General features: G+C 69.5%; 2 protein-coding genes and 1 rRNA gene. All 3 read right to left on the bottom strand.

Translation table 11 applies throughout. The annotated features are described in order from the left end of the window. Positions 1 to 158: 158 nt before the first annotated feature. Complete coding sequence (locus tag ACTWPT_RS59400) at positions 159 to 4,550, bottom strand: trypsin-like peptidase domain-containing protein (RefSeq protein ID WP_443186375.1); 4,392 nt, start codon at positions 4,548 to 4,550, stop codon at positions 159 to 161. Continuing rightward, positions 4,529 to 4,858, bottom strand: a complete 330-nt coding sequence (locus ACTWPT_RS59395; protein ID WP_443186374.1) for a CU044_2847 family protein — start codon at positions 4,856 to 4,858, stop codon at positions 4,529 to 4,531. The genes ACTWPT_RS59400 and ACTWPT_RS59395 overlap by 22 nt, the downstream gene beginning before the upstream one ends. Before the next feature lie 95 nt (positions 4,859 to 4,953). Beyond that, positions 4,954 to 5,025: ribosomal RNA gene (gene rrf / locus ACTWPT_RS59390) — 5S ribosomal RNA — on the bottom strand; the annotation flags it as partial.

Below are 5,025 nucleotides of genomic sequence, written 5' to 3'. Positions count from 1 at the left end.
GTGCCCTCACGGAACCAGCGGTACGCAGTACGCGGGGCGATCCCCTGTGCGCGTGCCCATTCCGTCAGGTTCATGCACAAGATCATACAGCACTCGTGACACCTAAAAGACACTCATGGACACTTATTTGAGTGCAGTTTCTAACTGCTGGAGCGGGGCTAACGCACCACTCCCAGCAGATCGAGAATGCGGACCGCCTCCGCGTGCCCGCCCAGTTCGTTGATCGCAGGCCGATAGTGGAGGATGTCCGAGATGACGCCGCCGCGGCTGTCGTGCGGCAACTCGGTCGTCCACCGGTCCACCGCCCGCCACATCTCCTCCCGCCCGAGCTCCGCCCATCGATCGCAGAACACCGACCACAACGGGCCCCGGTCCTCGGCGTCGTCGACATACAGATGCACTTGGGCCATCCACTCGAGCAGGCCCTCCCGGGGAAGCTGCGGCAGGATGTCCGCCATGGCCGAGGACCTGATCAGTTGCGTCTGCCAGTTGAGCTTGCGCACCAGCCCGTAGGCCCGCTCCTCCTCCCCCAGCCCGGCCAGCGCGCTGGCCGCGGCCGCCCACAAGGCTTTGCGAGTGCTGTCCGATTTGATCCCCGGATCCCGCTCCGTGACCGCGAGGAGGGCGTCGAGCTCCTCCAAGCTGAGGATCGGCACAAGCGCCAGCACGTCGTGCGCCCAGTCGTCGAGCCGCTCATGCTCGCCACCGAACGCCTTGTGCAGCCGTGCCACCCCATCGAGATAGCCTCCCTCGAAGAGCAGTGGCTTGACGAGCTCGGCCGCCTCCCGCGAGAGCAGCCGGACGAAGAACGGCGTCCAATCACCGATGCCACGCACGAGCCACGGGGACCGTGCGGGGTAGCCGTCGTCCAGGCGGCCGTCCATGGCCCCGTGACGCAGTCGGTACAGGCGTGACAGGGACTCTTCCCGCTCCTCGATCCCGTCGCTCAGCCGACGTAGGCTCGCCAGGATCTCCTCCATCACCTCGGCGCGCGGCGGATGGGTGCCCGCTGCCAGGACCGTGAGCCGTTCCCACGGATCGCTCCTGGCGTCGGCCATGTTCAGCAGCCGCTGGATGTCGTACTCGTCCATGTGCGAAGCGAACTCGTAGAGCTCCTCCAGCGGCGCTTCGGTGAGCACCATGCCCACGTGGTCGGGGTATCGACTGACGCCGCTGTTCCAGTACCGCTCCACCCCCGGATACAGGCAACGCTCCCACCACGGCTCGCGATAGGACGCTCGGTGGTTCGGCCGGAACGTCTCATCGGGCAGGGAGTTCCTCAGCAGCCAGACCAGCGTGGGCGCCAGCCCTCCCCGATCCATCTGCTCGTACACCATGTCGAGGGCTCGTGCCGCCTCTTCGGCACCGAACTCGGCCAGCCTGGCCAGCACCATCCTGCGCGCCGGCGCGGTCCGCCTCGACTTCTCCGGGTCGGGCTTGCTGATGACCAGCGCCAACTCAGTCTCCTCCTTGGTCAGGTAGCGCCACAGTCCCCGCAGCCACTTCCAGAGCGCATCACCATCCCCCTCGACGGCCCGCAGCGCTTGGATCGCATAGCCGGCCTCGGCCACTGCGGGACACACCGCGTCAAGCTCGACGCCTTGGAACCTGCGCAACAGCTCGGGGTCCTCGAACGCTCCCTCCGCACACGCCTCCCGCTCATTCCCGCTGAGCAGCGGAAGCAACTGCATCAGACAGATCGCCCGCTGTGTGTCGACCAGCTCCGCGTTGACCACTGCCGCCGCGTACGAGGCGTGCTCGGCAGGCAGCACGCTGAACAGTCCGTCATAGAGCAGATCCGGCATGAGATGGTGCTGCTGGTTCAGCCGGAGTTGACCCCTGAGGACCCGCTCGAATACGCCGTCCACCACCTCGCGCGGCAACCAGCGCGCCGCCGCCACGAACTCCGGCCCGCGAATCCACCCATCCCACCTGTCGACGAACCACTCCACCGGCGTGTGGTCCCGCCGGCCCGGCACCTGCTTGGTCAGGCGGGTGAAGGCGAACATGTCCATCTCCGTCGCGCCGATCGCGTCCTCCGCCTCGCACAGGGCGGGCCCGGCCAGCGACTCCGGCAGCAGCGGCACCAGCTCGGCCAGCACCCAAACCCGCACGAGCCTGCTGTATCGGTGCCCTTCCGGCAGCCAGTCCGCCACCGCCAGCGCCTCCTGCACCCTGCCCAGCTCGAACAGCCGCTGCGCGTAGGCGGCGCTGGCCGGCGCGAGATATTCGGGGAGGGCGTTCTCCGACTTCTCCAGGAGCTGCCGCAGCCCCGGCAGATACTCCTCGTTCAGGAAGGGCGCCAGGCTCCGCAGCCCAGACGCCCTGTTGTTGTCAGACCACTCCTCCGCCAGCAGCGACAGCGCCCTCCCCGGCGGCCAGATCCCGTACCGCACGAGCTGGGCCGCCAAGTGGTGGCTCATCTCCGCGCTGAGCGCCGCCCGTTCCCCCGCCGTCGCAGCCGCGCACAGGATCTGCTCCGGCAGGTAGGGCAGCCTCTCGCCCGCGTCGAAGGCCTGCTGGTTGGCCGACCGCGCCCGATTCGCCACCAGTCGCACATCGGCCCCGTAGCCGTCGAGATCTTCGGTGCCGGTCTCCCTGGCCCGCCGCCACAGGTTGTGCGTCAGCAGGAACGCCTCCCGCACCGGCACCTCATCGGTGACCAGGTGCGCGGCGAGGTGACGGGCCAGATAACCGGGGACGGCGGTCGGCAAGATCTCCTTCGCCAGCAGTCCTGCCAAGACCTCGCGCCCCCAGGCAACGTAGGCACCCCGATAGGTGTCGAGGTCGCCGTCCGCGTCCAGCCGTTTCCGCAGCATGCGGGTGATCAGGGGGTGGGCAACGAAAAAGCTGTCGGGCTCGCGGCCCGCCAGCACCAGCCTGTCCAGCAGCCGTACGGCCTGGCGCAGCCGATCGGCGCCCAGCGGTTTGCCGACGCGGGGAACCAGGCCACGCAGCTCGGTGAGCCGTATCGGCCCCTCCGCCACCGCGAGCAGGTTGAGCACCCGTCTGCCGTCCTTGAGCCGCTTGGCGTCGCGGACCCGCCACTGCCGCTCTTGCTCCTCCTCCCACATTCTGAAATAGCCGTCCAGCCCCGGAGCCGCCCGCCCCAGCGCGGCGAGGTCGACGACCGGCCGCTCCGCCAGATCACGCAGGTAGAGGCCGGTGGTAACCGGGTCTCCCTGGGTGAGTCGCCACAACGCTGGGGCGATCTCCTCGACCGAGTCCCGCGGACGTACCTGCCGCAGCAGTTCGGCCATGTCCTCAGCGGACAGCCGCCCAAGTCGCGTGACCCTGGTGTCCGGCAGATTGAGCGCCTCCGCCCAGGCCTCCGGCGATGGCCGACGCCCTGTGTGCCGCGCGGACAACACGATCCGCACGCCCGGCCCCGGACGCCGGGGAAAGTCCGCGGGGCCCGGCTCCCAGCCGGCCTCATCCAGCGCGTCCACGATCACGAGCAACGTCACCCCGTCGGGCGCCGGCCGGGAAAGCAACGCGGCCAGCGCGTCCCTGGCACGCGCCTCGCCGGCGTTGTAGTCGTAGCCGACCCCGTGTACGCGGGCCACGCGATGCAGCAGGTGCGTGAACACCTCGCCGGCCCCGGTGGCCTCGTAACGCAGGCTGACCGGCACGAACACCGGCCGCACCCGCGGCTCACCCGCCGCCACCGCCGTCGCCCACCGCACCAGCAGCGTGCTCTTCCCCGCCCCGGCCTCACCGCAGACCAGGTGATACGGCGGCGCGTCCGGATCGGCGAGCCACCCGTCGAGCGCGTCCAGCTCTGTGGACCGCCCGGCAAACGGCAACGTGCCCTGGCTACCGCGTAAGTGGGTGTCGATGAAGTTCGCGATCTGCCCGCGCCCGGGCGCGTCGGCGTCCCCGGCCAGCTCGTCGACGGCGTCCAGCGACGCCCCCAACTCGGGCCACCGCTGGACGATCTCCCCGGCGGGAACGGCGTAAACCGTGCCCCCGACGGCGCGCCCCTCGTCTTCGTCGTCCTCCTGCATCCAGCAGATAACGCCTACCGCCACCCGCCCCGCGACGGTGTCCACGAGTACAGGCCCGCCACTGAATCCGCGCGGCCGCATGCGCGCCGCCACCTCGTCGGAGAACAGCTGGATCACCGGCATGCCGTCATGGATCGTCGTCCGCCGTACCGCGACCCTGGCAGGCAAGGACTGCGGCTCGACAGTGGAAGGATTGTGCGTCGGCCACCCCAGCCCCATCACCCGGGTCTCCCCCGCCGCCTCCGCGGCCCTCCCCAGCGGAACAGGCCGCCAGCCCGGCGGCAGCGGCGTCGCCGGATCGAGCTCCAGCAACGCCACGTCCAGCCGCAGGTCGTGGTCGGCGTAAACGCCCTCCACCACGACATCGGGCGCCAACCGCACCGCCACCCGCTCGCTCCGCAGCTTGGTACGGTCCCGGGGATCGGCCAGGCAGTGCCAGCAGGTCAGCAGCAACCGGTCGGTGACGAGGAACGCCGTGCCCCGCGGCTCCGGCGTCAGCACCGCCCCGACCGCGGGCCGGCTCATGTCTTGCCTCTGGTCCATTTCAGCGACACCTGGAACGTGCCGCCGGTCTTGGCCTTCGCGATCACCACGCCACTCTCGGCTTCCAGACTCAGCGAAAGCGCCAGACTGACCTCGGACAGCGCCCACGCCTCGGCATCCTGCCGCATCAGGCGTTCCTCCAAGGCCGCGCGCACGCGCTCGGCCACCGCCCCGATCGATGCGCCGAGCTCGCCGGCCCGGTTCTCGAACTTCTCCAGCAGATCAGCCGGGCCGAGAGTGCCCCGATAACCGGGATCGGGCAGCACCTCTACCTTGATCGTGCCCAGCGGCTCAGGTGATACGGACATGCCCCCATTGGACTACCAACGGCCCTCCGCGGATAGGCATAACGCAGAAAAGCCCCGACGCGTTGAAGCGTCGGGGCTTTCCCCAATCAAAGATTGTCCGGCGGTGACCTACTCTCCCACACCCTCCCGAGTGCAGTACCATCGGCGCGGGGAAGCTTAACTTCCGG

It is taken from the genome of Nonomuraea sp. 3N208, from assembly GCF_052245935.1.
In the GTDB taxonomy this organism is placed as follows: domain Bacteria; phylum Actinomycetota; class Actinomycetes; order Streptosporangiales; family Streptosporangiaceae; genus Nonomuraea.
Note: the sequence above shows the minus strand (reverse complement) of the source record. Positions and strands in the feature narration are given on the sequence as shown.

Bases quoted from the DNA above. Each gene is read 5' to 3' on its own strand.
- ACTWPT_RS59395 (WP_443186374.1), bottom strand. From the start codon at position 4,858: ATGTCCGTATCACCTGAGCCGCTGGGCACGATCAAGGTAGAGGTGCTG.
- ACTWPT_RS59400 (WP_443186375.1), bottom strand. From the start codon at position 4,550: ATGGACCAGAGGCAAGACATGAGCCGGCCCGCGGTCGGGGCGGTGCTG.